This is a genomic window from Mesorhizobium sp. M6A.T.Cr.TU.016.01.1.1 (assembly GCF_003952585.1).
In the GTDB taxonomy this organism is placed as follows: Bacteria; Pseudomonadota; Alphaproteobacteria; order Rhizobiales; family Rhizobiaceae; genus Mesorhizobium; species Mesorhizobium mediterraneum.
Window position 1 is genome coordinate 1,848,205 of record NZ_CP034452.1, and the last position, 25,014, is coordinate 1,873,218.

Annotated in this window: 26 protein-coding genes and 1 pseudogene; 15 read left to right on the top strand and 12 right to left on the bottom strand. The window is 62.2% G+C overall.

From position 1 onward, the window contains the following. Positions 1–66 precede the first annotated feature (66 nt). From rpmH to yihA, 5 genes are all read left to right on the top strand, one after another. Positions 67–201: a 50S ribosomal protein L34 gene (rpmH, locus tag EJ075_RS08590; RefSeq protein ID WP_008833937.1), complete on the top strand. Its 135-nt coding sequence runs from the start codon at positions 67–69 to the stop codon at positions 199–201. Between the two features lie 16 nt (positions 202–217). After that, entirely contained in the window at positions 218–571 is a 354-nt protein-coding gene (gene rnpA / locus EJ075_RS08595) for a ribonuclease P protein component (RefSeq protein ID WP_095484530.1), read from the top strand. Positions 572–584: 13 nt separating this feature from the next. After that, positions 585–2,414 carry a membrane protein insertase YidC gene (gene yidC, locus EJ075_RS08600; RefSeq protein WP_095484531.1) on the top strand — a complete coding sequence of 610 codons (1,830 nt, stop codon included), beginning with the start codon at positions 585–587 and terminating at the stop codon, positions 2,412–2,414. 256 nt (positions 2,415–2,670) lie between these two features. Beyond that, on the top strand, positions 2,671–3,309 hold the full coding sequence (locus EJ075_RS08605) for a CatB-related O-acetyltransferase (protein ID WP_126104041.1): 639 nt from the start codon (positions 2,671–2,673) through the stop codon (positions 3,307–3,309). After that, positions 3,306–3,965 carry a ribosome biogenesis GTP-binding protein YihA/YsxC gene (gene yihA / locus EJ075_RS08610; RefSeq protein ID WP_126104042.1) on the top strand — a complete coding sequence of 220 codons (660 nt, stop codon included), beginning with the start codon at positions 3,306–3,308 and terminating at the stop codon, positions 3,963–3,965. The genes EJ075_RS08605 and yihA overlap by 4 nt, the downstream gene beginning before the upstream one ends. On the opposite strand, the gene EJ075_RS08615 is transcribed toward yihA, so the two are convergent. Next, entirely contained in the window at positions 3,962–4,681 is a 720-nt protein-coding gene (locus tag EJ075_RS08615; RefSeq protein WP_126104043.1) for a TetR/AcrR family transcriptional regulator, read from the bottom strand. The two genes, yihA and EJ075_RS08615, sit on opposite strands and share 4 nt — an antisense overlap. A 157-nt stretch (positions 4,682–4,838) precedes the next feature. On the opposite strand from EJ075_RS08615, the gene EJ075_RS08620 reads away from it, so the two are divergent. The 3 genes and pseudogenes from EJ075_RS08620 (at position 4,839) to EJ075_RS08630 (ending at position 9,118) form a co-directional block, all read left to right on the top strand. Continuing rightward, entirely contained in the window at positions 4,839–6,020 is a 1,182-nt protein-coding gene (locus EJ075_RS08620) for an HlyD family secretion protein (protein WP_126104044.1), read from the top strand. Positions 6,021–6,042: 22 nt separating this feature from the next. After that, entirely contained in the window at positions 6,043–7,635 is a 1,593-nt protein-coding gene (locus tag EJ075_RS08625; protein WP_126104045.1) for a DHA2 family efflux MFS transporter permease subunit, read from the top strand. A gap of 206 nt (positions 7,636–7,841) precedes the next feature. Further along, positions 7,842–9,118, top strand: a pseudogene (locus EJ075_RS08630) (SDR family oxidoreductase). Positions 9,119–9,162: 44 nt separating this feature from the next. Here the strand turns inward: EJ075_RS08630 and msrB are convergent. The 4 genes from msrB to EJ075_RS08650 all read right to left on the bottom strand — a co-directional run bounded on the left by msrB (position 9,163) and on the right by EJ075_RS08650 (position 11,884). Further along, positions 9,163–9,666, bottom strand: coding sequence for a peptide-methionine (R)-S-oxide reductase MsrB (msrB, locus tag EJ075_RS08635; protein WP_126104046.1), 504 nt, complete (start codon positions 9,664–9,666; stop codon positions 9,163–9,165). 217 nt (positions 9,667–9,883) lie between these two features. Next, positions 9,884–10,441 (bottom strand): fasciclin domain-containing protein, encoded by a 558-nt coding sequence (locus EJ075_RS08640; RefSeq protein WP_126104047.1) that lies wholly within the window; start codon positions 10,439–10,441, stop codon positions 9,884–9,886. A gap of 208 nt (positions 10,442–10,649) precedes the next feature. Next, positions 10,650–11,348, bottom strand: a complete 699-nt coding sequence (locus tag EJ075_RS08645; RefSeq protein WP_126107284.1) for an anti-sigma factor — start codon at positions 11,346–11,348, stop codon at positions 10,650–10,652. After that, positions 11,345–11,884, bottom strand: coding sequence for a sigma-70 family RNA polymerase sigma factor (locus EJ075_RS08650; RefSeq protein WP_126104048.1), 540 nt, complete (start codon positions 11,882–11,884; stop codon positions 11,345–11,347). The genes EJ075_RS08645 and EJ075_RS08650 overlap by 4 nt, the downstream gene beginning before the upstream one ends. Before the next feature lie 130 nt (positions 11,885–12,014). Here EJ075_RS08650 and EJ075_RS08655 point away from each other — a divergent pair, with 130 nt between their 5' ends. Together EJ075_RS08655 and argB are read left to right on the top strand one after the other, a co-directional pair. After that, positions 12,015–13,511, top strand: a complete 1,497-nt coding sequence (locus tag EJ075_RS08655) for an amidase (RefSeq protein ID WP_126104049.1) — start codon at positions 12,015–12,017, stop codon at positions 13,509–13,511. Between the two features lie 100 nt (positions 13,512–13,611). Continuing rightward, on the top strand, positions 13,612–14,505 hold the full coding sequence (argB, locus tag EJ075_RS08660) for an acetylglutamate kinase (RefSeq protein WP_126104050.1): 894 nt from the start codon (positions 13,612–13,614) through the stop codon (positions 14,503–14,505). A 30-nt stretch (positions 14,506–14,535) separates the two neighbouring features. Here argB and EJ075_RS08665 read toward each other — a convergent pair whose 3' ends face one another. The 3 genes from EJ075_RS08665 to EJ075_RS08675 form a co-directional block, all read right to left on the bottom strand. After that, positions 14,536–14,934, bottom strand: coding sequence for a RidA family protein (locus EJ075_RS08665; RefSeq protein WP_126104051.1), 399 nt, complete (start codon positions 14,932–14,934; stop codon positions 14,536–14,538). A 223-nt stretch (positions 14,935–15,157) separates the two neighbouring features. After that, on the bottom strand, positions 15,158–16,705 hold the full coding sequence (gene bchE, locus EJ075_RS08670) for a magnesium-protoporphyrin IX monomethyl ester anaerobic oxidative cyclase (protein ID WP_126104052.1): 1,548 nt from the start codon (positions 16,703–16,705) through the stop codon (positions 15,158–15,160). A 119-nt stretch (positions 16,706–16,824) separates the two neighbouring features. Next, positions 16,825–17,301 (bottom strand): Lrp/AsnC family transcriptional regulator, encoded by a 477-nt coding sequence (locus EJ075_RS08675; RefSeq protein WP_095485072.1) that lies wholly within the window; start codon positions 17,299–17,301, stop codon positions 16,825–16,827. Between the two features lie 135 nt (positions 17,302–17,436). Between EJ075_RS08675 and phhA the strand changes: the two genes are divergently transcribed. After that, positions 17,437–18,273, top strand: a complete 837-nt coding sequence (gene phhA, locus EJ075_RS08680) for a phenylalanine 4-monooxygenase (RefSeq protein ID WP_126104053.1) — start codon at positions 17,437–17,439, stop codon at positions 18,271–18,273. 98 nt (positions 18,274–18,371) lie between these two features. Here phhA and EJ075_RS08685 read toward each other — a convergent pair whose 3' ends face one another. From EJ075_RS08685 to EJ075_RS08695, 3 genes are all read right to left on the bottom strand, one after another. Further along, positions 18,372–19,811, bottom strand: a complete 1,440-nt coding sequence (locus tag EJ075_RS08685; RefSeq protein WP_126104054.1) for a GMC family oxidoreductase — start codon at positions 19,809–19,811, stop codon at positions 18,372–18,374. Further along, a complete protein-coding gene (locus tag EJ075_RS08690) occupies positions 19,808–19,963 on the bottom strand; it encodes a hypothetical protein (protein WP_126104055.1) in 156 nt (51 codons plus the stop codon). The genes EJ075_RS08685 and EJ075_RS08690 overlap by 4 nt, the downstream gene beginning before the upstream one ends. Before the next feature lie 138 nt (positions 19,964–20,101). Then, a complete protein-coding gene (locus EJ075_RS08695; protein ID WP_095485073.1) occupies positions 20,102–20,863 on the bottom strand; it encodes a GGDEF domain-containing protein in 762 nt (253 codons plus the stop codon). 161 nt (positions 20,864–21,024) lie between these two features. Between EJ075_RS08695 and EJ075_RS08700 the strand changes: the two genes are divergently transcribed. Next, positions 21,025–21,732, top strand: a complete 708-nt coding sequence (locus tag EJ075_RS08700; RefSeq protein ID WP_126104056.1) for a pyrimidine 5'-nucleotidase — start codon at positions 21,025–21,027, stop codon at positions 21,730–21,732. A 157-nt stretch (positions 21,733–21,889) separates the two neighbouring features. Here the strand turns inward: EJ075_RS08700 and EJ075_RS08705 are convergent, their stop codons facing one another. After that, on the bottom strand, positions 21,890–22,729 hold the full coding sequence (locus EJ075_RS08705; RefSeq protein WP_095484549.1) for an LOG family protein: 840 nt from the start codon (positions 22,727–22,729) through the stop codon (positions 21,890–21,892). Positions 22,730–22,871: 142 nt separating this feature from the next. On the opposite strand from EJ075_RS08705, the gene dapD reads away from it, so the two are divergent. The 3 genes from dapD to EJ075_RS08720 are packed head-to-tail and all read left to right on the top strand — an operon-like array spanning position 22,872 to position 24,870. Next, positions 22,872–23,726, top strand: coding sequence for a 2,3,4,5-tetrahydropyridine-2,6-dicarboxylate N-succinyltransferase (gene dapD, locus EJ075_RS08710; RefSeq protein ID WP_126104057.1), 855 nt, complete (start codon positions 22,872–22,874; stop codon positions 23,724–23,726). Beyond that, positions 23,707–24,126 (top strand): DUF805 domain-containing protein, encoded by a 420-nt coding sequence (locus EJ075_RS08715; protein WP_164547063.1) that lies wholly within the window; start codon positions 23,707–23,709, stop codon positions 24,124–24,126. The genes dapD and EJ075_RS08715 overlap by 20 nt, the downstream gene beginning before the upstream one ends. A 21-nt stretch (positions 24,127–24,147) precedes the next feature. After that, complete coding sequence (locus EJ075_RS08720) at positions 24,148–24,870, top strand: hypothetical protein (RefSeq protein ID WP_126104058.1); 723 nt, start codon at positions 24,148–24,150, stop codon at positions 24,868–24,870. Positions 24,871–25,014 lie beyond the last annotated feature (144 nt).

Below are 25,014 nucleotides of genomic sequence, written 5' to 3' on the forward strand. Positions count from 1 at the left end.
CCCGGCAAAGCTCCTGTTACAGAGTGACAGAATCAAGAAGGGCCGCACCCCGCGGTATTAAAACAAATGAAGCGTACCTACCAACCGTCCAAACTCGTCCGCAAACGTCGGCACGGTTTTCGTGCCCGCATGGCCACCAAGGGTGGTCGTGGCGTCGTCGCAGCCCGCCGCAACCGCGGTCGCAAGCGGCTCAGCGCCTGAACGGAAGACGAGATCGTTGCCCGCAACCGGCAAGCCAGTGGGAGCACATCCCAAGCGGCTTCTGAAACGCGCGGAATTCCTGGCTGTCCGGCGTGGCGAGAAGCGCCGCGGGCGGCTTTTTCTCGTCGAGGTTCTGGACCGCAGCGACGCAGAGGCGCCTCGCGTCGGCTACACGGTCACCAAGAAGGTCGGCAACGCAGTCGTGCGCAACCGCATCCGGCGGCGGCTGAGGGAAGCCGTGCGCACGCATGCCGCGGGTGACATGGCGCCTGGCAATGACTATGTCATCGTCGGGCGCGAAGACGTGCTTACCACTCCGTTCGGCCAATTGAAGGCCGAACTCTCCCGCCGATTGCGCGGAACACGATAGGCCAAGGCTTTCGATGGAAAACAACCGGAACTTCTTCATCACCATCGCGCTGTCGGTGCTGATCCTGTCGCTTTGGCAGTATTTTTACGTGCTGCCGCAGAGCGAGGCACAGCGCGAGAAGGCCCGCATCGAAGAACAGCGGGTAGCGGAGCAGAAGAAGGCGGCCCAAGCCACCAGTCCGGGCGGTAGCGAAACGCCGGTGCCGCCGCAAGGCGCCATTCCCAATGCAGCGGGCCCCAACGCACCGGGAACCGACGGCACGACGCCGGCCGGCCGCGAGCAGGCACTGGCGTCGACCCAGCGCGTCAAGATCGACACGCCGAGCCTGGAGGGCTCGATCAATCTCACCGGCGCCCGTCTCGACGACCTCAGGCTCAAGCACTACACGACGACGGTCGACAAGAACTCGCCCGAGATCGAGTTGCTCAACCCGGCGGCGCTGCCTACCGGCTACTATGCCGAGATCGGCTTTGTCGGCAGCGACAAGACCGGCGCGGTGCCGGGGCCGGAAACGGTGTGGACCGTCGACGGCAATGCGACACTGACCCCGGCGACACCGGTCGCGCTGACCTTCACCAACGACAAGGGCCTGACCTTCAAGCGCACCTTCTCCGTCGACAGCGACTACATGTTCACTGTTTCGGACACGGTGCAGAATTCGAGTTCGACCGCCGTTACCCTGTCGAATTACGGCCGTGTCACCCGCTTCGACAAACCTGCCGTTGCCAGCATCTATGTGCTGCATGAGGGGTTGATCGGCGTCACCGGCACGGAAGGCCTGCAGGAACACAAATACGCGGCCGTCGAGGAGGACAAGCAGTTCACGCCCGGCAAGTCGACCGATGGCTGGCTGGGCATCACCGACAAATACTGGGCGGTGACGCTGGTGCCGACCGAGAAGCAGCCGTTCCAGCCGCGCTACGCCTATTTCGAGGACGGCCGCCCCCGCTACCAGGCCGACTTCCTCACCGACCCGATCAATGTTGATGCCGGCCAGTCGGCGACGGTAGAGACCGAGATCTTCGCCGGCGCCAAGGAAGTCGCCAAGGTCAACGCCTATGCGCAAGATCGCCACATCAGGCTGTTCGACCGTTTGATCGACTGGGGATGGTTCATCTGGATCACCAAGCCGATGTTCTACCTGATCGACACGATGTACAAATTCTTCGGTAATTTCGGTCTGGCCATCCTCGCCACCACCGTCGTCGTCAAGGCCGTCTTCTACCCGCTTGCCAACAAATCCTACGCGTCGATGGCGAACATGAAGAAGGTGCAGCCAAAGATGCTTGAGATCCGCGAGAAATACGCGGACGACAAGATGAAACAGCAACAGGCGATGATGGAGCTCTACAAGACCGAGAAGATCAATCCGCTCGCCGGCTGCTGGCCCGTGGCGCTGCAGATCCCGGTCTTCTTCGCGCTCTACAAGGTGCTCTACATCACCATCGAGATGCGGCACGCACCGTTCTTCGGCTGGATCCAGGATCTGGCGGCGCCCGACCCGACCTCGATCTTCAACCTGTTCGGCCTCATCCCGATCACCTTGCCGCATATGTTGATGGTCGGCGTTTGGCCGCTGATCATGGGCGTGACCATGTTCCTGCAGATGCGCATGAACCCGACGCCGCCGGACCCGACGCAGGCCATGATCTTCACCTGGATGCCTGTCATCTTCACCTTCATGATGGCGGGCTTCCCGGCCGGCCTGGTCATCTACTGGGCCTGGAACAACTTGCTTTCGATCATCCAGCAAGGCGTTATCATGAAGCGGCAGGGCGCCAAGATCGAATTGTGGGACAATCTGGTCGCGCTTTTCCGGAAGAAACCGTCGCCGGCGGAGTAGCCGGCGCCCCCTTTCGCGAATCCAAAAAAGCCCTGCACCGGGGCTTTTTTTGAACAAGCCGAGCCGCCGCCGAACGGCGAAACCCGTCGGCCCGGCGGTAGACGCCGCCGCGACACATCCCTATAAGGTCGCTCTCGTTTCAGGAGCGCTCTGTCGATGAACAGGTAAGGATGATCCGCTGCGCACGCAGTTGGTGCTGCCGGGCGGATCGCGCTATTTTGACCTTGCCCGTTTATTTCGCCGATGGACCCAGACCATGATCGGACCCAACCCCAACATCAAGCACCCGATCCCGATGCATACGCGCGTCGGTTTCCTGAAGGGACTGGTCACGGCGCCGAACATCGAGATCGGCGACTTCACCTATTATGACGATCCGGACGGGCCCGACAAATTCGCCGAGCGATGCGTGCTGCATCATTATCCGTTTATCGGCGACCGGCTGATCATCGGCAAGTTCTGCGCCATCGCCGAGGGCGCGCGCTTCATCATGAACGGCGCCAATCATGCCATGTCCGGCTTTTCGACCTATCCGTTCAACATCTTCGGTCACGGCTGGGAAGAGGGCTTCGACCCGGCGACATGGTCGAAGGAATTGCGCGGCGACACAGTGGTCGGCAATGATGTATGGATCGGCATGGAAGCGGTGATCCTGCCCGGCGTAACGATCGGCCATGGCGCCATCGTCGCGGCAAAATCGGTGGTGACGCATGACGTGCCACCCTATGCGATCGTCGCCGGCAATGCGGCCAAGGTGGTGAAGATGCGCTTCGACGACAGGACCATCTGGCGGCTTTTGGCGGCGGCGTGGTGGGATTGGCCGGTGGAAAAGATCAGCCGCAACCTCAATGCCATTCGTGGCGCCGATATTTCTCTTCTGGAGGCAGCGGTTTGAACGCGTTGAACAAGACCGTGATCGGCACCGAGCTGTTCACACGGCCGTGGATCTTCATCCGCGGCGTGCCGGCAATGAAATTCCTGCCGCCGGAAGGACCGCCGGAGATCGCCTTTGCCGGCCGCTCGAATGTCGGCAAATCGTCGCTGATCAACGCGCTGGTCAACCAGAAGGGGCTGGCGCGGACATCCAACACGCCGGGGCGGACGCAGGAACTCAACTATTTCGTTCCGGGTGGATTTTCCGGCGAAGGCGCCGATCTGCCGCCGATGGCGCTGGTCGACATGCCGGGCTACGGCTACGCCACCGCGCCCAAGGAAAAGGTCGACGACTGGACGAAACTCGTATTCGACTATCTCAAGGGCCGCGTCACGCTGAAGCGCGTCTACGTGCTGATCGACGCCCGCCACGGCATCAAGGCCAAGGACGATGAGGTGCTGTCGCTGCTCGACAAGGCGGCGGTGTCCTACCAGGTCGTGCTGACCAAGACCGACAAGATCAAGGCGGCCGGCGTGCCGCGATTGATCGAAGAGACGCTTGCGAAGATCAAGAAGCGGCCGGCCGCGTTTCCGTTCGTTCTCGCCACGTCGTCGGAAAAGAGCGAGGGCCTCGAGGAATTGCGCGCGGCGATCGTGCTGGCAGCCAATGGCGGCTAGGACTTTGCCTCTAGTGCAATCGTCTGGGTGCTTTCTTCCGTGGCAAGCGTTTCGGTGCCGTAAGCTTTCAGGAACATGCCGACGCCCGACCTGACGATGTGGTCGATTTCTTCCTGGCTCGGGGCTTTGGTGCGGTAGGCGAATATGCACTGGCGGAAAAGGCCAGCAAGGCACAGCTCAGTGAACTGATAGGCGGCAAGATCGACATCGTCGATCCGCAGCAGGCCGCGCTCGATGGCGGCATTGAGAAAAGCAACGACCTTGTCGTGGCCGCGTTTCGGGCCGCGTTCATAAAAACGCGCGCCAAGTTCGGGAATCCTGTCGGACGCGCCGATTACCGTGCGCTGCGCCTGGATGACCTTGGCCGACGTGATCTTGAGGGACAGCACCTTGCCGAACTTCACCAGCGTCTCGCGAAGGTCGTCGGCGCGGTCGAGCATATCGTACATGTTCTTGAAGATCGTGCCGCGTTCTTCCTCGATCAGTGCTTCGAACAGCTCTTCCTTGTTGGCGAAATAGACATAGATCGTGCCCTTGGAAACGCCGGCCTCGCGGGTGATGTCGTTCATCGACGCCGCTTCAAAACCCTTGTCGATGAAGACACGGCGCGCGCCTTCGATGATCTGGCTGCGCTTGACCGGGTCTTGCCCCGCCGCCGGACGGCCGCGACGCAGGCCATCCAGCAGATCGCACTGGTCCTTGTCGGCTTCGGTCATAACGTCACACCTCGAAAAATATTCGAACCGATCGGTTCGATCACCCTTGATATGGGCCTCTCTCCGCGCTAAGTCAATGTTCACATCGAACCGAACGGTTCAGTCTGACTGATTTTCCAGAGAGAATGCCCAGTCTCCAGAGACCCAGAGAGATTCCATGTCCTCGAACGCGACCCCCACCGCCGAAGTCCGTCCTTTCCCCAACGCCAAGATTGCGCCAGCGACCGAAGCGCCGACCGCACCGACCGAGCCCGCAATAAGTCCTCCGGCCGAGACGCCGGCCAAAAAGAAACGTTCGGCACGCTCCTTTCTGTTGCCCATCATCGCGCTTGGATTGCTGGGCGCAGGCGCCTGGTATGGCTACGACTACTGGACCGACGGGCGTTTCATGATCTCAACCGACGATGCCTATGTCCAGGCCGACATGGCGTTCATCTCGCCGAAAATTTCCGGCTATGTCGATCAGGTCAAGGTGACCGAGAACCAGCAGGTCAAGGCCGGCGACCCTCTGCTGGTCGTCGACAATGGCGACTATAAAATAGCGGTCGCCCAGGCCGAGGCGCAGATCGCCACCTTGAGCAAGACGCTCGACCGTATCGACGCCCAGACCGAGGCGGCGCGCGCATCGCTCGAGCAGGCGCGGGCGCAGAAGACCGCCGACCAGGCAGCCGCCAACAATGCGGCGCGAGCTCAAGCGCGCGCCGCCCAATTGCTCAAGACGCGTGTCGGCACCCAAGCTCAACTGGATGATGCCCAGACCGCGGTCGAGCAGGCCAATGCCGCCCTTGTCGGCGCCGACGCCCAGATCGCAGCGGCGCAGGCCAATATCGGTGTGCTTCAGGCGCAGCGCGCGGAGACGGCAAGCACACTGGCGTCGCTGCAGCTTGCCCGGGACAAGGCCGCGCGGGACCTGTCCTTCACCGTGCTGCGCGCGCCCTATGACGGTGTGGTCGGCAACCGCTCGGTCGAGCAGGGCGACCTGATCAGCCCTGGACAGAAGCTCGCCGTTATCGTGCCGATGGACAAGCTCTATATCGTCGCAAATTTCAAGGAAACCCAGCTTGCCCGGCTGGTGCCTGGCGAAAAGGTCAGGATTTCGGTCGACGCTATCGACGGTCACGACTTTGAAGGCACGGTGTCGTCGCTGGCACCGGCCTCCGGCGCGGTGTTCTCGCTGCTGCCGCCGGAAAACGCCACCGGCAACTTCACCAAGGTCGTGCAACGTGTGCCGGTTCGCATCGACGTGCCGGCCGACGTGCTGAAGACCGGCAAGCTGCGCGCCGGCCTCAGCGTCGTCGTCGCCGTCGACAGCCGCACAGCGCCGGCCGCGTCGAACTGAGCGGCCGCTTGGGAGCAATGCCATGGCAAGGGCAACCGTGACGGCAGGATCGCCGCCGGCGAGGCCGGCTACGCCTGACACCATTTCCACACGGCGCGTCATCGCTTTCTTGGCGATGGTGTTCGGCATGTTCATGGCGATCCTGGACATCCAGATCGTCTCGGCCTCGCTGGCCGAGATCCAGGCGGGCTTGAGCGCCAGCTCCGACGAAATCCCGTGGGTGCAGACCGCCTATCTGATCGCCGAGGTGGTCATGATCCCGCTGTCCGGCTTCCTCAGCCGGATGCTGTCGACGCGGGTGCTGTTCACGATCTCGGCGGCAGGCTTCACTGCGGCAAGCGCTCTTGCCGCGACCGCAACCAATATCGACCAGATGATCGTCTACCGCGCCGTGCAGGGCTTCATCGGCGGCGGCATGATCCCGAGCGTCTTTGCAGCCGCCTTCACCATCTTCCCGCCGGCGCGCCGCGCCATCGTTTCGCCGATGATCGGCCTGGTGGCGACGCTGGCGCCGACCATCGGCCCGACTGTCGGCGGCTATATCAGTCACGCCATGTCCTGGCACTGGCTGTTCCTCGTCAACGTCGTGCCCGGCATTCTGGTGACGACAGCCGCCTGGTCGCTGATCGACTTCGACAAGCCCAATCTCAAGCTGTTCAGCAAGTTCGACTGGTGGGGCCTTGCCGGCATGGCGGCCTTCCTGGGCTGCATGGAATATGTGCTGGAAGAAGGTCCTAACAACGACTGGCTGCAGGATCAGGCGGTGTTCATCTGCGCCACCATCATGACCGTCGGCGCGGCGCTGTTCTTCTGGCGCGCTTTTACAGCCGAGGAGCCGATTGTCGACCTGAAGGCCTTCACCAACGTCAACTTCGCTTTCGGCTCGTTGTTCTCCTTCGTCGTCGGCATCGGCCTCTACGGGCTGACCTATCTTTATCCCGTGTTCCTCGGGCGCATCCGCGGCTACGATTCCCTGATGATCGGCGAGGTGCTGTTCGTCAGCGGCCTGGCCATGTTCTTCACCGCCCCGATTTCCGGCATCCTGTCGAACAAGATGGACCCGCGTCTGATGATGATGATCGGCTTCTTCGGCTTCGCCACGGGGACCTGGTGGATGACGCATCTCACCGCCGACTGGGATTTTTATGAACTGCTGATCCCGCAGATCCTGCGCGGCTGTTCGATGATGCTGTGCATGGTGCCGATCAACAACATCGCGCTCGGAACCTTGCCGCCCGAGCGGTTGAAGAACGCGTCGGGCCTGTTCAACCTGACCCGCAATCTCGGTGGCGCCGTCGGCCTGGCCGTCATCAACACCGTGCTGATCGACCGCAACGCCTTCCACTACGCAAGGCTCTCAGAGCACGTGCAATGGGGCAGTGCCGCAGCACAGGAAAAGCTGCAGAACATGACGCTCAACTTCGAGCAGACTGCCGGACTCGACGCCTCCAAGGCGGCGATCTCCAAACTATCAGGCATGGTCCAGCAGCAGGCGTCGCTGCTGTCTTTCATGGACGTGTTCTTCATGCTGACCGTGTTGTTCGCCACGCTTGGGCTCTTCACCCTGGTGATCCGCAAGCCAGCCGCACAGGGCGGCGGTGGTGGCGGACACTGAGGAGCGCCGGGACCCCCCGCCCGGCATCCTCGCGCATGACCCCGAAAAGCAATTTTCGGGGTCATGCGCAAAATCTTAAAAGGCAGTAGGCGCGTCGCGTGTGATGGGAACCACGCGCCGGGCTTTAGGTCTTTGCATGTCGTTCCCCCAAAACCGCTGCCACTTTTGGGCGACATGCATTAGATGGTTTGGGCTAAAGTTCCGGGATGAATATCCTGATTCTCGGCGCGACCGGTTTCATCGGTTCCGCCGTCGCAAGGAAACTCGCGGACGAAGGCCATCAGGTCACGGGGCTTGGGCGTGATATCGCGCGTGCCTCGTTGAAGATGCCGTTCGTTCGCTGGCTGAAGGCCGATCTCGCCGGCATGACGCAGGGCGTCAGCTGGCAGCACGTGCTGGATGAGCAGCAGGTTGTCGTCAATTGCGCCGGCGCGCTTCAGGATGGGCTCTCGGACGATCTGAGTGCCACCCAGGAACGGGCGATGCTCGCCCTCTATGAGGCGGCGCGCGACCAGAGGCTGCTTATCATTCAGATATCGGCGGAAACGGAAACCGCTGACCGCGACATTCCTTTTCTCAGCACCAAAAGGCGAGCGGACACGGCTCTCGTGGCAAGTGGCGTACGCCATATCATTCTGCGTCCGGCGCTTGTGCTCGGCCGCAACGCGCATGGCGGATCCGCATTGCTAAGGGCTCTCGCAGCCTTCCCATGGTCATTCCGCTGGTTTACGCTGAAAGCTTCGTTACGACGGTCGCACTCGACGATGTCGCCAGCGCCGTCAGCGCGGCCATCCAGGGAACGCTGCCAGCCGGATCCGATGTCGCTCTCGGCAGCGATGAAAGGCTCACGCTCAGAGAACTCGTCCTATTGCATCGCAGCTGGCTCGGCCTTCCTGCCGCGCCGGTGATTTCCATGCCGTCGGCGGTCGCTCGGCCGGTGACATGGTTCGCCGACATGGCCGGCAGGCTTGGTTGGCGTTCGCCGCTCCGCTCTACCGCCATGGCAGTCATGTCAGGTGGCGTTGAAAACCGGCGGCCAAGGGACCACTGCCCGCGTCTGTCGTCGACGGCCGAGACGCTCGCCGCGGTCCCTTCGGGGGTCCAGGATCTCTGGTTCGCCCGCCTCTATCTGCTGAAGTCGCCAATCATTATCATCCTGGCGCTTTTCTGGCTGATTTCCGGCCTCGCGCCGTTCCTCACATTCGAGGCGGCGCAAAGCCATCTCGCCTTTCTGCCCGATCGTCTCGCAGGCATCATGGTGGTCGCGACATGTCTTGCCGACATCATGCTGGGGCTTGCGGTTCTTTTCCGACCCTGGGCAAGACGCGCGCTGATCGGCATGCTTTTCCTGACGCTTGTCTATCTGGTTGCCGCAACGTTCACCGAACCTGTGCTTTGGCTCGATCCGCTCGGTCCCCTCGTCAAGGTGGTTCCGTCGATTCTGCTGACGCTCGCGGCCCTCGCCATTCTGGATGAACGCTGATGGCTGGATGAACGCTGATGGCGGTCGCGCTCGAATTCAAGCCGTCAGGCCGTGGCCGGCTTGAAGGCCAGGGCGACGCCGTTGATGCAATGACGCAAGCCGGTCGGCGGCGGGCCGTCGTCGAAGACATGGCCAAGATGGCCGCCGCAGCGGCGGCAATGGACCTCGGTGCGGGTCATGCCGAGAGACCTGTCCACGGTCTTGCCGACGGCATTGGGAATCTCCTGCCAGAAGCTCGGCCAGCCGGTGCCGGAATCGAACTTCGTCTCGGAGGAATAGAGCGGCAGGTCGCAGCCGGCACAGGCGAAGATGCCCTTGCGGTGCTCGTTGAGCAGCGGGCTGGTGCCCGGATATTCGGTGCCTTCCTTGCGCAGCACATTGAAAGCCGCGTCAGACAGCACGGCGCGCCACTCGGCCTCGGTCTTGGTGACCTCGAAGGTTTCGGCCGCCCCCGCATCCTGCGGTCCGCCCATGCGCAACAGCGCCGCGGCACCTGCAGCCACCCCAATTCCAGCCGCACCGCTCAAAAGAAGATCGCGACGGTTCATGATCATTTCTCCTGTTATCCGTCTGCCAAATTCGACCGTCATACGGAAATCAAAAGCCGGTGACGGCTAGCTCCTGAAAACGGATACTCCGCACCGGGCCCCCGCTTGCAGCGGACGGTGCGGAGTGTACGCTTGTCGATCGCGCGGGTCACGCAAGCGGAACCCGCGCTATCGGCATGGAGCCTCGCCCATATCTTCGCTGGCAGCAGGCCCTTCGTTACATCTTCGGCAGAAGAACCTTGTCGATGACGTGGATGACGCCGTTCGACTGCTCGACATCGGCAATCGTCACATTGGCGACATTGCCGTTCTCGTCGGTCACCGTGACCTTGCCGCCATCGGCCTTGAGCGTCAGCTCGCAGCCACCGGCCGTCTTGGCCTTGTGCGCACCGCCATCGTCCATGACCATCTTGGTGACGTCGGCGGCCAGCGCCTTGGCAGCGATGACGTGGCAGGTCAGGATCTTGACCAGCTTGTCTTTGTTTTCGGGCTTGAGCAGTGTGTCGACCGTGCCGGCCGGAAGTGCTGCAAAGGCCTCGTTGGTTGGCGCGAACATGGTGAAGGGACCGGCACTCTGCAGCGTCTCGACGAGACCACCGGCCTTGACGGCCGCAACCAGTGTCGTGTGATCTTTCGAATTGACGGCGTTCTCGACGATGTTCTTGGTTGCATACATGGCGGCGCCGCCGACCATCGGATTCTGGGCATAGGCGGCGGTGGCGAGCGCGGAGACGGCGACCGTTCCGGCAAGCAAAAGGGTGGCGAATTTACGCATTATGTCAATCTCCTCAGTTTATCTTTCCCCTCTTTGGGGGCGCAAGGAGATACGGGAGATAAGTGCGTGAGTTTCGTCGCTCAGGAGAAAATCTTATCTTTCATAACGGCGATTCAGAGCAGGCCATGCTCGGTTGTATGTTCCTAATCTCATTCAACCATAAGAGATAGATTGAAATCTTCTCGTAAGAGCGAGAAGACAGGTGCGATCAGATGCTCTTCAAATCGCCCGCAGCGACCACGGGGCCGGTCGGCTGACCGGTCGGCGAACCGCCGGCCGGCTCGAGGCTAACCGCAAGCACGGCGCCCTGCGCAAGCTTTTCCTGAACGGCCGGCGAGATGGTCATATGCGCGGTCTGACCGGCCGGGATGACGCCCATCGAGACCGGCGCATTCTTGCCCTCGATCATCCACAGCTCGAAATCCTTGCCGGCGGCACGCTCGCCCGAGACATGCGACAGGCCGACCTCGCGATGGGCGGCGTCATAGACGGCAAGATATCTGACGTCGCTGCCGTCAGCGGCCAGCGAGGCGACAAGCCGCGGCTGTTCGACCGGCGGGTTGAGGTAAGGCACGGCGATGGTGATCGCCAGCGCCACGACGGAAGCTGCGGCAAGACCGCGCCAGAAGGCAAGGCTCGACCAGAGGCCGGCGCGAGGCTCTGCTACGAACAGCTGGCGATCTATCGCCTCCTTGACCCTGATCGGAGGCTCTGTCTCCGGATAGGCGCCTGCGATAGGCGAAAGATGCGCCTCCCATGCATCGACAAGGCGCGCGAAAGCGGCGTCCGCGTCGATGCGGCGTGACGCAATCTCGCGCTCGTCCGCGGCCAGCACGCCAAGAACATATTCGGCGGCGAACAGGTCGTCGCCCCCAGGTTCCGGTCCGTTATCCTCTTCCAGCGTCATCTTTCCAGACACTCTCTGAGCTTCAACAGGCTGCGCCGCAGCCAGGTCCGCATCGTGTTCAGCGGCACGTCGTGGCGTGCCGCCAGTTCGGCATAGCTTTCGCCGTCCAGATAGGCGCCCCGGACGGCCGCCGCCCGGTCCTTTTCCAATTCGTCGAGACAACGATAGATGCGCTCGGATTCACCGCCCGCAACAGCCGCTGCCTCTGGTCCCGGCGCCGGATCGGCCACCTCGAGCGTAGCATCGATATAGGCGGCAGGCTCTCGCCGCGCCCTGATACGATCGATCGCATGATTGCGCGCAATGGCCACCAGCCAGGAAATCGGGCTTAGATCCGAGACGGCGAAACGATCCGCCTTCGTCCATATTTTGACGAAGACCTCCTGCAGCGCCTCTTCTGCCTCTCCCCGGTCCTTCAATACACGAAGGCAGACGCCGAAAAGTTTCGCGCTGGTCTGCCGGTAGAGCAGATCGAACGCAGCCCGGTCCTTCATCGAAGTCCGAACGATCAGGTTGCTGATGTCCTGCGGCGTCATCGGCTGCCAAATTAGGCAATTGCAATGTATTTGCAACGGCGGAAGCGTTCTTGTGCACCGGGAGCGTCGTGGACTTCGATTGCCAAGAAAATCCGCAACCGCTAGCCTTCTCATAGCGGGGAGAGCGGCAATGTCGGTTGAACAGGTCTTGTGGGAGCACGACGCAACCGGGCTTGCCAGCCTGGTGCGCAAGGGCGAGATCACACCGCAGGAGCTCGTCGATGCGGCGATTGCGCGGGCCGAGGCCACCCGCCCGGACATCAACGCCATCGCCGAGCCGCTTTACGAGGCAGCGCGGACGCGGGCGAAAACCATCGACCGCAAGCTGCCGTTGGCCGGCGTGCCTTTTGCGCTGAAGGATCTCGGCATCGCCATGAAAGACGTGCCGACGCATGGCGGCAGCCGCATTCCGGCTTTCGTTGCCGATTTCGACTCGGTGATGACTGAACGCCATCTGGCCGCTGGCCTTGTCCCGATCGCCACCAGCACCTCGCCCGAACATGGGCTGAGGCTGATGACCGAATCCACCGCTTTCGGCATCACCCGCAATCCGTGGAACACGGCACACACCAGCGGCGGCTCGTCTGGAGGGGCGGCGGCGCTTGTCGCGGCCGGCGTCGTGCCGGTGGCACATGCTTCGGACGGCGGCGGCTCGATCCGCGTTCCCGCCGCCTGCACCGGGCTGGTTGGGCTGAAAACCTCGCGCGGCCGCGTGCCGCTGTCGCCGCTCGTCACCGAGAGCTGGTACGGGCTGGTCGTCGATCACGCGCTTGCCCGCTCGGTCCGGGATTCGGCCTTGCTGCTCGACCTGACCCATGGCCCTGATGCGCTGTCGCCCTATGCGGCGCCGCCGCCGAAAGGCGCTTTCGCCGCCGCGGTGGCGCGCGATCCCGGCAAGCTCAAGCTGGCCGTCTATCGGAAATCGCCGCTCGGCCTGCCGATATCGGCCGAGACGCTGACCGCGCTGGACACGGCCGTGGCGTTGGCGCGCGAAGGCGGCCATACGATCGAGGAGATCGACCTGCCCTATATCGATCGTGATTTCATGGCCGATTTCTGCAAGATTGTCGCCGCGGCGGTGGCCGGTACGATGCGCGCTGAAGCGTTGCGTGTCGGACGCTCCGTCTCGGGCGACGTCGAGCGCGCCACGCGTCTGATGAGCCGCTTCGGCGAGATCGTCTCGGCCGGCGAGATCTATGCCGGCCTGCAGCGGCTGCATGCCGTATCGCGTCGCCTGATCACCGAGACCGCGCAATACGATGCCGTGCTGATGCCTGTTATTGCCCATCCGCCACTCGCCTGCGGCGCCATGGATCCGAAAGGCGCAGATGCGTTCATAGAGGACGTGCTCGACAGGCTGCGCCTCGCCCGGCTGCTGATATTCAAGCCGCTGTTTGGGCAGTTGATGGACAAGAGCCTGTGGTTCACCCACTGGCCGGCGATCCAGAACGTCAGCGGTCAGCCGTCGATCACGCTGCCTGTCCATGTCACCGATGCCGGCCTGCCGCTCGGCATCCAGGCTGCCGGCCGGCCCGGCGACGAAGAGACGCTTCTGTCCCTCGCCGCGCAAATGGAAAAGATTTCGGGATGGCAGGCGCGGCGGGCGCCGATGAGAATGCCAGCATAGAAGCGGGCCGATTTCACCTGATGTGACAGCAAAGCCGTTTGCGGCCCGCCGCAATTCCCGCTAAGACGCCGCCGATCATTTCAAGCTGGGAACAATGCCGATGACGGACGTCGCCGCCACCGCCGAAATGCAGGCCGCGCTGCTTTCGAGGGCGCTGCCTTACATGCAGCGCTACGAGAACAAGACGGTTGTGGTGAAATATGGCGGCCATGCCATGGGCGATATTGCGCTCGGCAAGGCCTTCGCCCGCGACATCGCGCTGCTCAAGCAATCCGGAGTCAATCCGATCGTCGTCCATGGCGGCGGGCCGCAGATCGGTGCCATGCTGAGCAAGATGGGCATCGAATCGAAGTTCGAGGGCGGATTGCGTGTCACCGACCAGAAGACGGTCGAGATCGTCGAGATGGTGCTGGCCGGCTCGATCAACAAGGAGATCGTCGCGCTGATCAATGCCGAGGGCGAGTGGGCGATCGGCCTGTGCGGCAAGGACGGCAACATGGTTTTCGCCGAAAAGGCGCGCAAGACCATGATCGACCCGGACTCCAACATCGAGCGCGTGCTCGATCTCGGCTTCGTCGGCGAGCCGGTCGAGGTCGACCGCACGCTGCTCGACCTTCTGGCGCGGTCCGAAATGATCCCGGTGCTGGCGCCGGTGGCACCGGGCCGCGACGGCCACACCTACAACATCAATGCCGACACCTTTGCCGGCGCGATTGCCGGCGCCTGCCAGGCGACACGCCTTTTGTTCCTCACCGACGTGCCCGGCGTGCTCGACAAGAACAAGAAGCTGATCGACGAGCTGACCGTGGCCGAGGCAAAGGCCTTGATCAAGGACGGCACGGTGTCGGGCGGCATGATCCCCAAGGTCGAGACCTGCATCGAGGCGATCGAGCGCGGCGTCGAAGGCGTCGTCATCCTCAACGGCAAGACGCCGCATTCGGTGCTGCTCGAGCTGTTCACTGAACACGGCGCCGGCACGCTGATCGTGCCATAAGCGGCGGCCTTTGGTCGCGCCGCCAGTCGATTAGCTGGGCTGAGGAAGGCGCGCGATGACTTTTATTTCAAAATCGAAGCCAGCCAGCCAGTTCACGCCCACCGCGGTCCAGTTCGGGTAGGGCGGTTCACCGATCGCCTTCAGCCGGACGGCGTTGATCGCCTCCCACTGTGTGGCCGGATCGGTGTGGAACGTGGTGACGTCAACGATATCGTCGAAGGTGCAGCCGGCAGCCTTCAGCACCGCCGCGAGATTGTCGAAGGCAAGCTGGACCTGCTTTGCAAAGACCGGCTCGGGCGACCCGTCCTCGCGGCTGCCGACTTGGCCTGAGACGAACAGAAAGTCGCCCGAGCGGATCGCCGCCGAATAGCGGTTGATCTCGTAGAGGGCCTGCCGACCGGCAGGGAAGATCGCATCGCGTTTGGTCATTGTTTCACTCCATCTAGACAAGGCAGGCCAGACCTCCCGACGATCGCGATGTGGCTTCGCCGAGAAGGGCGAGAGCCGCTCGCAAGGCTTCAGGGTTTTGGATCGCTGCGCTCCGGTTTCCGGGCGGTTGCTGACATACCCCGTCTCCCCGAAGTGGGTACATACGCTCCGTATGTCAATACGCATACGTTGCGTATGTTTTTAGGAGATTGCCCAGAGCTGATCAGGCGCTCGGCGAAATCGCGATCCCGGGCGGTGTCAGCTTGCGCGCCGGGTGCCCGAACACCATCGATTCCTCTTCCTCGTCCTGCGGCGCGCCCCAGAATTCGGCCAGTGTCGGACCGTCCTTCAGGCGGCGGTCGCGGGCGAGAAAGCCCCAGACCTCGCGGAACCAGACGCGGCGGCCCATCTGCGTGTACCAGCGCATCGAATGGCGCTGTTCCGGGTCCTTGTGGAACAGGATGCGCGCCAGTGCCTTCGGCCGCGACTGCACCGCCAGTTCGATCAGCTTGACGCTGAAGAACAGCATCCAAGGCTTCAGTCGGGTCATCTGCAGCACTTGATGCTTGTAGTCCCACAGGCGGGCGTCCAGTTGGATCACCTTGCGGTCCCTGGCCATCCTGAAGAACGGCGTCCAGCGGTGCGGGGTGACATAGAGCGCCTGGATCTGGTCCGGATCATAGGCGATGAGCTGGCGGAAGCCGCGCCAGAGATCGCGAAAGCGCTCATCCTCGAAACCGGCGACCCAGGTCGCCATCGACAGTATGCCATTGAGGCGCAGCAACCGGATCGCCTCGCGGTCGGACGAGGTGCTGCCTCCCTTGCGGATCAACGCAAGCGTCTTCTCATCGGTGTTTTCCATGCCCAGCAGCCAACGGATGACGCCTGCCTTGCGGTAGAGATGCAGGCTGTCGGCATCACGAACAATGTCATCTGCGCGGGTTGAGCCGACGATCAGGACCGGCACGTTCTCGGCGACCATCGCATCGAGAAAGGCGCGCCAGGCTTTTTTGGACGAGGTCGGATTCTCGTCGGCAAGGTTGATCAGCTCGACGCCATGCTCGCGGTGCAGCCAGGCGATCTCTTGCGCGAACTTCACCGGGTCGCGATGCCGCCATCGCGTCCAGAAACCGCGCTGGCCGCAATAATTGCACAGATGCGGGCAGCCTCGAGAAAACTGCATGACCACCGCGCGCTTGCCGCCCCAATAACTGTAACGACTGATATCGATCAGGTCCCAGCCGATGCGGTATTCATCGAGGTCGGCGATCGTGCTTGCCGGATTGGTGGCAAAGGGACGGCGCAAATCGTCGCGAAAGGCGATGCCCGCCACGCCAGACAGCGGCCGGCGCCTTCCCAGCGCCTCAACCAACGCGACGATGGTCGCCTCGCCTTCGCCGCGCACGATGAAGTCGAAGACGTCCGTTTCGGCAAGTATGTCGCGCCAGTGATAGGTGGGGAACACGCCGCCATAGATCACCATCGTCGCCGGATCGATGTGCTTGACCATTCGTGCGATCTCCAGTGCTGTCGGATGCGCCGATGTCGAACCGGAATGGCCGATCAGAATGCAATCGGGATGATCGCTCAAGGCGTCTTGCACGGCTGCGGCAAGCGGCATCGGCCCGAACTCGGCATTGACGAGCCGCACCTCATGGCCAGCGTCGATCAGCGGGCCGCCCAATGCGAGCAGGCCGAGCGGCGGCGAATGGTCGTCGGGCACGCGGCTGCCGATGGCGGTATGCGGCGGATTGATCAGGACGATTTTCATGAAGGACCTTTTGCAATGGCGGTCCGGTCATCCTGGTCGTCGATCTGGGCCTGCAGCTGGCCCGGTTCAGCAGTTTCCGTGCAGCTTTTCCGCAGAAATGCATTTGCCGAGATACAGGCTCATCGCCTGAGGTGCCCGAGCGGCACGTGGCCCGGCCCCTTGATGTTCTGCAGCACAAGCTGCGTGTGGACGTCGCGCACGCCGTCGAGCCGCATCAGCCGGTGCATGACGAAGGCGTTGAGCTCGTCGACCGACGGCACCATCACATGCAGCAGGAAATCGTAGTCGCCGGTCATCGTCCAGCACGACGACACCTCGTCCATGCGCTGCACGGCAGCGATAAAGGTTTCGGGCGAACCGTCGCTGTGGGTTACGAGGCGCACCTGAATGAACACCTCGACCAGCAGGCCGACGGCGCGGCGGCTGAGCACAGCAGCAAAGCCCTTGATGATGCCGGCACTCTGAAGAGCCTCGAAGCGGCGCGCGCATGGCGTCGTCGACAGGCCGATCTCCTGGGCCAGTTCGGACACAGGCTTGCGTCCGTCACGTTGCAAGATATCGAGCATCTTGATCTCAAAATCGTCAAACTGAGGCACTTTCACTCTCCTACAGCTTTGCTGTGGTGGCTTTTACCTCAAATCGCGTATTCGAGCCATCATCAAAGCGGATTTGCCTCACCGGATCCGGCTAGATTTTTATGATGTTAGTCGTGATTTCCAGGGAGAACAGCCATGACGATCAACGTTGCCGACTACGCCCGCGAATGCGCGGCGCAAGGCCTTCGCGGCGACTATTCGATCTGCCGTTCCGATTTCACCGTCGAGCAGAGCTACAACTACACCGCCGACGAGCAGGCGGTGTGGCGCACACTGTGCGACCGCCAGACGAAGTTGACCAAAAAGCTGGCACACCGGTCTTATCTCGACGGCGTCGCCACGCTGGGCCTGCTAGACAAGATTCCGGATTTCGGTGTGGTCAGCGAAAAACTGCGCAAGCTTACCGGTTGGGAAATCGTCGCCGTGCCGGGCCTCATTCCCGCCCCCGCCTTCTTCGTCCACCTCGCCCACCGGCGCTTCCCGGTGACCAACTGGCTGCGGACGAAACAAGAGCTCGACTACATCGTCGAGCCGGACATGTTCCACGACTTCTTCGGCCACGTGCCGGCACTGACGCAGCCGGTCTTTGCCGATTTCATGCAGATGTATGGGGAGAAGGCGGAGGACCTGATCGCGCTTGGCGGCGACGAGATGATCAGCCGCCTTTACTGGTACACCGTCGAATACGGGCTGATACAGGAAGCCGGCCAACCGCTAAAGGCTTTCGGCGCCGGGCTGATGTCGTCCTTTGCGGAACTTCAATTCGCGATTGAAAGCAAGGACGCGCACCATGTCCCCTTCGATCTGGAAACGGTGATGCGCACCAGCTACGAGATCGACAAGTTCCAGCGCGCCTATTTCGTGCTGCCATCCTTCGACGTTTTGCGCGATGGATTCCAGAATGTCGCCGGGATGGCAGCGATTGTCGGACGCCACAAGGGCAAACCGGCGCTCGACCCGGCGAAACTTTAAACGCTGGGCAGGCTCGGACGCTCGTAGCCGACCGGCGCGGGCGTTGTTGGCGGTGGACTGCGATGGCGATCCCTCGGCCGGCCGGCTGAGCCGGCCTTCTATACGCCGATAACCTTGCTGAGGTGATCGCCCAGCCGGCAGGCCAATGCGACGATCGTCGTCGTCGGGTTGCATTCGCCGGACGTGCAGAACACCGAAGAGCCGCCGACATAGAGATTGTCCATGCCATGCACCTTTGAGTTGGCGTCGACCACGCTCTTGATCACATCCGTGCCCATACGGGTGCCGCCCATATGGTGGTGGCCGGCCAGCTCCTCATTCGTCGGATAGTCCCCGCCATTGGTGAGCCAGTCGGCGATGCGCACCCGGCCGAGATCCTTCTGGACGAGCGTCGTCCCGAACAGCCTCAAGCCCTCGAGAAGCGTGCGGCGCTCCAGCTCCGACTTTTTCCAGTGCAGCTCGATGCGCGGCACGCCAGCATGGTCGACATCGGCTTTCGACAACTGAATCCGGTTCGAGGCCAGCGGCGCCTGTTCCCAGGTGACATAGAGCTGGGCGGCGCAGCGCAGGTCCTGGCTGAGCTGATAGGACACCCATTCGGCCATCTCGGGCGCCGTGCAGGCGAGGTCGGCGATGACGCGTTTGACCCCGGGGTACGGCGTCTCGATCAGCCTGATCCCGAAATTCATGATCTCAAGGCGCTCCATGGCGGCAAGCGTCGGCGAGAAGAAGGCCTCGTTGGTGGCGTCGACCTCGAACGCGCTATAGTCGGCGAGGATGGCATTGCCGCCCTCGAAGGTCGGATGCTCCATCCAGTAGCTGCCGAGTGCCGTCGCCTTCGGCACCACGCCGCCATTCGAGCGCTGGTTCGACCACAGAAGCAGCCGCGAGTTTTCCAAGCCGCCGGTACAAACGATGAAATAGTCGGCGGTGAAGGAACCGGCGTCCTGGCCGTTCGACCACAATTTGGCGCCGGTCACTCGTTTGCCATCGCCGGCAAGCTCGGTGGCATAGGTGTTGAGCACCACGGCGACGTTCCTGCTCTTGTCGAGCTCGTCGGCGAATTTCTCGCCGAAGCGCACGGCCGGGCTTTTGATCAGTTGCACCCAGCGAATGTCGTCCGAGATCGGCACATCCGGCCGGAAATCGGGAAGTTCGAGGATATCGTGGACTTCAGGCAGGTAGGGCTCGATGTCGGCACGGCTGATAGGCCAGCCGGTATCCGGCGCCCAGGCCTTGGGCTCGAAATCTTGGCTGTCGAGCACGCGGCACCAGCCGGCCCAGTGATTGGAGCTGCCGCCCATGAAGCGTAGCCGGGTGATGTCGAGATCGAAATAGGGATCGCCGACCGTGGCGCCGCGGTAGAAATCCTGCGAATCATCGCTGAACTCACGGGAGCCGGCCTCCAGCACCACAACCGGAATGCCGGCCACGCCAAGCTTCCTGGCGATCGTGGTGCCGGCTGGCCCCGAGCCGAGAATGCAGACCTTGGCGGTGAAATTCACCGCGCGAAATGCCTCGTAGCTGTCGAAGATCACGCCAGGTCGCTCCTTTTTAGGATCCAACCATTGACCTCGACGATTGCGTCCGGATCGGCATCGGGCAGCTTGCGGAACAGCGACAGGGCCGGCAATGCGATCAGCGCCTGCATGATCGTGCGGCGCGACATTTTCTTTGTGAAGAAACTCATGACACGTCTCGATGGGGCCTTTATCCACGCATGGCGTTCCCAGAACGGCACATGCTCGCCAAGAGAAGCCAATTCCGTGCCAAACCTAGCCGCACACTTGCTTAAGCCGTGTAAACGGCCAGGCTGATTGAAAACCGCTCAAGCCGCCTCGGAAATGTCCGTGTCCAGGATGGTCAGATTGCGGCCGCGGTGCTTGGCCTGGTAAAGGCGCCGGTCGGCGGCACGCATCAGATCCGATACGGCGGCGCCCTCGCCGCAGGTGACGCCACCGATGCTGACGGTGAGGGGTATGATCCGCTCATCAACGGGACGGAAGCGGATCAGCTCGACTTCACGGCGAATGCGCTCGGCGACGCGTTTGGCTTCCTGCTCGGTGGCGCCGATCAGGAACGCGCCGAATTCCTCGCCGCCGATGCGGCCGATCACGTCTCCGCTGCGCACGCCGCGCTCGATCGCGCTTGCAATGAGGAGCAGCGCGTCGTCGCCGGTCAGATGGCCGTAGCTGTCGTTGATGATCTTGAAGTGGTCGGCATCGATGATCAGCAACGCACCGCGATCGGATTTCCGCCGGGAGGCGTCGAGCGCCGCAAAGAAGCTCTCGCGGTTGAGCATGCCGGTCATGTCGTCGCGGCTCGCCTTTTCCGACAGGCGCCGATGCGCGGCGGCGAGTTGGGCATGAGCGCGGGCGAGATCGCGATGGGCGCCTTTCAGCCTCTCGCCCTGCCAGAATGTATAAGCGCTAGCAATCCAGGCAAGCGCGAGCGGGCAGACCGTGCACGTCAGCCACATCGTGCGGTTGAACGGAAAGCCCATTGCCGGGACGACGATCAGCGTCAGCAAAAGCGAGACCGCGAGGGAGGCGAAAGCGACGGCGGCAGACTTCAGAAATATGCGGCTCATCGCTGGCTCCCCCTCGACCGTCTGTGTGCCAGCAAGCCCTGAATGCCACCTTTCTGCGATGCCTAAAATTTGAATCATGGCGTCATTTTCGCCACCCGAAACCCGCATAAGTTGTGGATAAAGCCTCTGCCAAAAGCAATGTTTCGTGCCATAAGGATTGCATGACCACACTCCCGGATCCCGCCCGCTTTGCCCATGTCACCGACTGGGTGTTCGACCTCGACAACACGCTCTATCCGCACCATTCGAACCTGTTCTCGCAGATCGACGTGAAGATGACCGCCTATGTCGGAGAGCTGCTGACGCTGCCGCGCGACGATGCCCGCAAGCTGCAGAAGGAACTCTATCGGGAATACGGCACGACGCTGAATGGCCTGATGGCGCGCCACGGCATCGATCCCGACGACTTTCTCGAGAAGGTCCACGACATCGACTATTCCTGGCTGGTTCCCGATCCCGTTCTCGGCACCGCCATCCGCCAACTTCCCGGCCGCAAGTTCATCTTCACCAATGGCGACCGCAGGCATGCCGAACGCACCGCGCGCCAACTCGGCATCCTCGACCATTTCGACGACATCTTCGATATCGTCGCCGCCGGGCTGAACCCCAAGCCGGCGCGCCGGACCTACGAGAAGTTTGCGGAACTCCACGCCGTCACCGGCCACAATGCGGTGATGTTCGAGGACCTGGCCCGCAACCTGTCCGTGCCGAAATCGCTGGGCATGACCACGGTGCTGGTCGTGCCGCGCAACTTCGAGCCGACCTTCTCGGAAATCTGGGAACGTGACCCGGCCAACGAGGACGATGTGGATTTCGTCACCGACGATCTTGCCGAATTCCTTACTGCGATCGTCGAAGTCGCAGCCTAGAGCACTTCATCGTTTCACGGAAACGCCGAACCGCTCTAAGTATTTGTTTTTACGCAATTCCGGACGGAAAACCGCTCCGCACTTTTCCTAGAATTGCTCTAGTGCATGTCGCCAAAAGCATGCCCTCGGGCTTGACCCGTGGGTCCGCAGCGAGGTCTCAGAGCTTGTAGAAACGGCTGATAATCCCCCAGGCCTCGTCGGCGGTGTCGACGAAATCGATGATGTCCTGGTCGCCGGGGGTGATCGTGCCTTGCTCGGCGAGGAAATCGAGGTCGATCGCCCTTTTCCAGAAAGCCTTGCCGAACAGGATCACCGGCACGCGCTCCATGCGGCCGGTCTGGATCAGGGTCAGCGTCTCGAAGAATTCGTCCATCGTGCCGAAGCCGCCCGGAAACACCGCGACAGCCTTGGCGCGCATGACGAAATGCATCTTGCGGACCGCGAAATAGTGGAAGTTGAAACAGAGCTCCGGCGTCACATAGGCATTCGGCGCCTGCTCGTGCGGCAACACGATGTTGAGGCCGATCGACGGTGCGCCGACATCGTCGGCGCCGCGGTTGCCGGCTTCCATGACGCCGGGTCCGCCGCCGGTCACCACGACGAATTCGCGATAATACGAGGTGGCCGACTGCTGCGAGCAGAGGCGGGCGAATTTTCGCGCTTCCTCATAATATTTGCTGTTTTTCTCAAGGTTCTTCTTCTGCGTCTCGTTCTTGGCCGCCCAGGCTTCTCCGCCCGGCTCGGGGATGCGCGCGCCACCGAATAGGATGACGGTCGAGCGGATGCCGCGCTCGGCCAGGATCATCTCCGGCTTCAACAGTTCGAGCTGTAGCCTGACCGCGCGCAGTTCGCGCCGTGTCATGAAGTCGGGATCGTTCCAGGCCAACCGGTAGGTTTCGGCGCGCGTCTGCGGCGTATCCGGCACGCTTTTCGAACGCTCCAGATCCTCGTCCGAATGCGGCAGCGGCGTCCACCCCGCCTTTTCCATAGGAGTCATGTTACCTACCGTCCAATTATTCACTTGCGCCGTCCCGTGGCGCAGCCGCGATTGACCCTCACCAAGCCTTCACATAGGGTCCGGCGACTTTCAAAACAGGTTAAGGCGCGGCCCCTTAACAGCTTGGTAATGGAGCGAATTCATGTCGAAGCCCGATCTGGCGAGTCTCGAAAAGATCATCGAAGAAGCCTTCGAGGAACGCGACACGATTTCGACGGCAACCCGTGGCGCGACGCGCGACGCCATCCAGTCGGCGCTCGACCTGCTCGACCGGGGTGTCGCCCGCGTTGCCGAGCGCCAGGCCGACGGCAAATGGCATGTCAACCAGTGGCTGAAGAAAGCGGTGCTGCTGTCCTTCCGGCTCAACCCGATGGAGATCATCAAGGGCGGCCCCGGCCAGGCCGTGTGGTGGGACAAGGTGCCGTCGAAATTCGACGGCTGGAGCGCCATCGATTTCGAGAAGGCAGGTTTTCGCGCCGTGCCGTCATCGATCGTGCGGCGCTCCGCCTATGTCGCGCCAGGTGCCGTGCTGATGCCGTCCTTCGTCAATGTCGGCGCCTATGTCGACAGCGGCACCATGGTCGACACCTGGGCCTCGGTCGGCTCCTGCGCCCAGATCGGCAAGAACGTGCATCTGTCGGGCGGCGTCGGCATCGGCGGCGTGCTGGAGCCGATGCAGGCCGGTCCCACCATCATCGAGGACAATTGCTTTATCGGCGCACGCTCCGAAGTGGTCGAAGGCTGCATCGTGCGCGAGGGCTCGGTGCTCGGCATGGGCGTCTTCATCGGCCAGTCGACCAAGATCGTCGACCGCGCCACCGGTGAGGTCTTCTACGGCGAAGTGCCGGCCAATTCCGTCGTCGTCGCCGGCTCGCTGCCCGGCAAGCCGTTGCCCAGCGGTGAGCCCGGTCCGAGCCTCTACTGCGCCGTCATCGTCAAGCGGGTCGATGCCAGGACCCGGTCCAAAACCTCGATCAATGAACTGCTTCGCGATTGATCCTTCGCAAAAAAACGGACGCACCCGATTGCTCGACAGACCTCGATTTTTCTGGCTTTTCTTCAGCCTTTCCGGGCGAGTGAACCCCAGCGCCTACGTTCTGGCCGGTCTTTTGCCGCTCCTCGTTCAGCTTTTTCTGCTCTACCAGTTCTCGCGAACGCCGCTCGGCACTGCCGCAAGCCAGTACTGGGCGCTCGCCTGGTGGATCGCTGTGGTCGTCTCGACATGGTCGACCTTTGCGCTAACGGCGAAGCGGTTCCATGATTTCGGCAAGCCTACCTACTACGCATTGATCTCTCTCGTCATCGGCGCCATTCTCCTTATCATTCTGGCCTTTTTCAAAAGTGATCCCGGACCCAACCGCTACGGCAAACATACCAATGCACCGGCCGAATCCTGAACGTCGATCGGGTCTCTCGCCATGCGCTACCGCACGCTTGATTCGAAACTGATCATCGAAACCGCCGAGCAACTGGAAAAACGCGTCGCCGACCGTTTTCCCGATGCAGGCTTGCGTGGCGTCGCCATTGAACTTGTGTCGCTGTCGCGTGATCTGGCCAAGGCGGCGAAGGCGCTGGAAGCGCCGATCTGGTGGCTGCGCGGCGTCATCATCGCCGCCATTGCCGCTGGCGCGCTGATGTTCCTGTTCGTCGGCACCATCCTGCCGCTCGGCCGTGTCTCGGCAAACCACGATGCCATCCAGTCGGTGCAGGGCATAGAATCCTCGATCAACGTGATCATCCTGACGGCGCTGGGCTTCCTGGCCTTGATCCGAACCGAGGAGCGTATCAAGCGCAAGCAGGTGTTTCGCAAGCTTCACGGCTTGCGATCGCTGATCCATGTCATCGACATGCATCAGCTGACCAAGGATCCGGCAGTGCTTTCAGCCGACTTCAAGCCGGCATCGCATTCACCGGCACGCATAACCGACCGTGCCGATCTCGCCCGCTATCTCGACTATTGCTCCGAAATGCTGTCGATCACCGGCAAAATCGCCGCGCTGTTCGCCCAGTCGGTCAACGACAATGTCGTCGTCGATGGCGTCAACGACATCGAGACTCTCGCCTCCAACCTGTCGCGGAAGATCTGGCAAAAGATCACGCTGATCAACGCTCCCTTGCGGTCGGCACATCCAGATACCTAAGCTAATCTTAATCACCTTGGTCCAGCATGCCCGTGTAGACTGTGTCGCCCGACACGGAGCACTCGACTGGCACACGACAAACGCCTGGCCAACCCGGAAACGCGCGGACAGCGAAGCGCCGGCGCGCGGCTGTTCGCCTGGTTT